Origin of the sequence: Rheinheimera oceanensis (genome assembly GCF_018831085.1) — a bacterium.
GTDB lineage: Bacteria > Pseudomonadota > Gammaproteobacteria > Enterobacterales > Alteromonadaceae > Alishewanella > Alishewanella oceanensis.
Genome location: NZ_JAGPNM010000023.1, coordinates 1 through 2969 on the forward strand (window position 1 = coordinate 1; position 2969 = coordinate 2969).

The 2969-nt window shown below is 51.5% G+C and carries 1 rRNA gene; it reads right to left on the bottom strand.

Annotated features, from left to right (window positions below):
• Window positions 1-2833, bottom strand: a 23S ribosomal RNA gene (locus J3B89_RS20715); the annotation flags it as partial.
• Window positions 2834-2969 lie beyond the last annotated feature (136 nt).

Below are 2969 nucleotides of genomic sequence, written 5' to 3' on the forward strand. Positions count from 1 at the left end.
CGCTTCCACACCTCACCTATCAACGTTGTGGTCTCCAACGACCCTTTAGTGGACTCTAAGTCCAAGGGATGACTCATCTTGTGGCCGGCTTCCCGCTTAGATGCTTTCAGCGGTTATCCGTTCCGAACATAGCTACCGGGCAGTGCCATTGGCATGACAACCCGAACACCAGCGGTTCGTTCACTCCGGTCCTCTCGTACTAGGAGCAACTCCACTCAATCATCCAACGCCCACGGCAGATAGGGACCGAACTGTCTCACGACGTTCTAAACCCAGCTCGCGTACCACTTTAAATGGCGAACAGCCATACCCTTGGGACCGACTTCAGCCCCAGGATGTGATGAGCCGACATCGAGGTGCCAAACACCGCCGTCGATATGAACTCTTGGGCGGTATCAGCCTGTTATCCCCGGAGTACCTTTTATCCGTTGAGCGATGGCCCTTCCATACAGAACCACCGGATCACTATGACCTACTTTCGTACCTGCTCGACGTGTCTGTCTCGCAGTTAAGCTGGCTTCTACCATTACACTAACCGTACGATGTCCGACCGTACTTAGCCAACCTTCGTGCTCCTCCGTTACGCTTTAGGAGGAGACCGCCCCAGTCAAACTACCCACCAGACACTGTCCGCAATCCCGATTCAGGGACCTACGTTAGAACATCAAACATACAAGGGTGGTATTTCAAGGACGGCTCCACCAGGACTAGCGTCCCAGCTTCAAAGCCTCCCACCTATCCTACACATGTAGGGTCAATGTTCAGTGCCAAGCTATAGTAAAGGTTCACGGGGTCTTTCCGTCTAGCCGCGGGTATACGGCATCTTCACCGCAATTTCAATTTCACTGAGTCTCGGCTGGAGACAGCCTGGCCATCATTACACCATTCGTGCAGGTCGGAACTTACCCGACAAGGAATTTCGCTACCTTAGGACCGTTATAGTTACGGCCGCCGTTTACCGGGGCTTCGATCAAGAGCTTCGCTTGCGCTAACCCCATCAATTAACCTTCCGGCACCGGGCAGGTGTCACACCCTATACGTCCTCTTACGAGTTTGCAGAGTGCTGTGTTTTTAATAAACAGTTGCAGCCAGCTGGTCACTGCGACTCTTCACTGCTTACGGCGCAAGGCCTTCACAACAAAGAGCGTACCTTCTCCCGAAGTTACGGTACTATTTTGCCTAGTTCCTTCAGCCGAGTTCTCTCAAGCGCCTTGGTATGCTCTACCTGACCACCTGTGTCGGTTTAGGGTACGGTCACCAATACCTGAAGCTTAGAGGCTTTTCCTGGAAGCATAGCGTCAACAGCTTCGTGTCCTTGGACACTCGTCTCGTATCTCAGTCTTAGACATCCGGATTTTCCTAAACGTCCAACCTACATACTTTCACGCGGACTACCAACGCCGCGCCTGCCTAGCTTTCTCCGTCCCCCCATCGCAGTATTGGCCGGTACAGGAATATTAACCTGTTTCCCATCGACTACGCCTTTCAGCCTCGCCTTAGGGGCCGACTCACCCTACCCTGATTAGCATGGGATAGGAACCCTTGGTCTTTCGGCGGGGAAGTTTTTCACTCCCCTTATCGTTACTCATGTCAGCATTCGCACTTCTGATACCTCCAGCCATCCTCCCGGACAACCTTCGCAGGCTTACAGAACGCTCCTCTACCACTTGTGCAAGCACAAGTCCGCAGCTTCGGTGAATGATTTAGCCCCGTTACATCTTCCGCGCAGGCCGACTCGACTAGTGAGCTATTACGCTTTCTTTAAAGGGTGGCTGCTTCTAAGCCAACCTCCTAGCTGTCTATGCCTTCCCACATCGTTTTCCACTTAATCATTACTTTGGGACCTTAGCTGGCGGTCTGGGTTGTTTCCCTTTTCACGACGGACGTTAGCACCCGCCGTGTGTCTCCCGAGTAGTACTCACCGGTATTCGGAGTTTGCATGGGGTTGGTAAGTCGGGATGACCCCCTAGCCCAAACAGTGCTCTACCCCCGGTGGTATTCGCTCGAGGCGCTACCTAAATAGCTTTCGAGGAGAACCAGATATCTCCGAGCTTGATTAGCCTTTCACTCCGATCCACAAGTCATCCCCATCTTTTTCAACAGATGTGGGTTCGGTCCTCCAGTTAGTGTTACCCAACCTTCAACCTGCTCATGGATAGATCGCCCGGTTTCGGGTCTACACCCTGCAACTAGTCGCCCAGTTAAGACTCGGTTTCCCTACGGCTCCCCTATTCGGTTAACCTCGCTACAGAATGTAAGTCGCTGACCCATTATACAAAAGGTACGCAGTCACACCACAAAGGTGCTCCCACTGCTTGTACGTACACGGTTTCAGGTTCTATTTCACTCCCCTTACAGGGGTTCTTTTCGCCTTTCCCTCACGGTACTGGTTCACTATCGGTCAGTCAGGAGTATTTAGCCTTGGAGGATGGTCCCCCCATCTTCAAACAGGATACCACGTGTCCCGTCCTACTCGTTTTCATTACTAAAGCATTGTCGTGTACGGGGCTATCACCCTGTATCGCTGGTCTTTCCAGGCCATTCCACTAACACCTTAATAACTTAAGGGCTACTCCGCGTTCGCTCGCCGCTACTAACGGAATCTCGGTTGATTTCTTTTCCTCGGGGTACTTAGATGTTTCAGTTCTCCCGGTTTGCCTCCCTACACTATGTATTCATGTAAGGATAGTGCATAAATGCACTGGGTTTCCCCATTCGGACATCTGCGGGTCTAACGCCTCTTACCGGCTTCCCACAGCTTTTCGCAGGTTAGTACGTCCTTCATCGCCTCTGACTGCCAAGGCATCCACCGTGTACGCTTAGTCACTTAACCATACAACCCCAAAATGTCTTCAGAATTATACAGTGTGCTTCGCTCTACACTCTCTTATTGCTAAGAGGTTGCTTAGCTTGTTTTTACTACTATCAGCTTGCCAAATTGTTAAAGAGCACTTTGAGATAAACTCAAA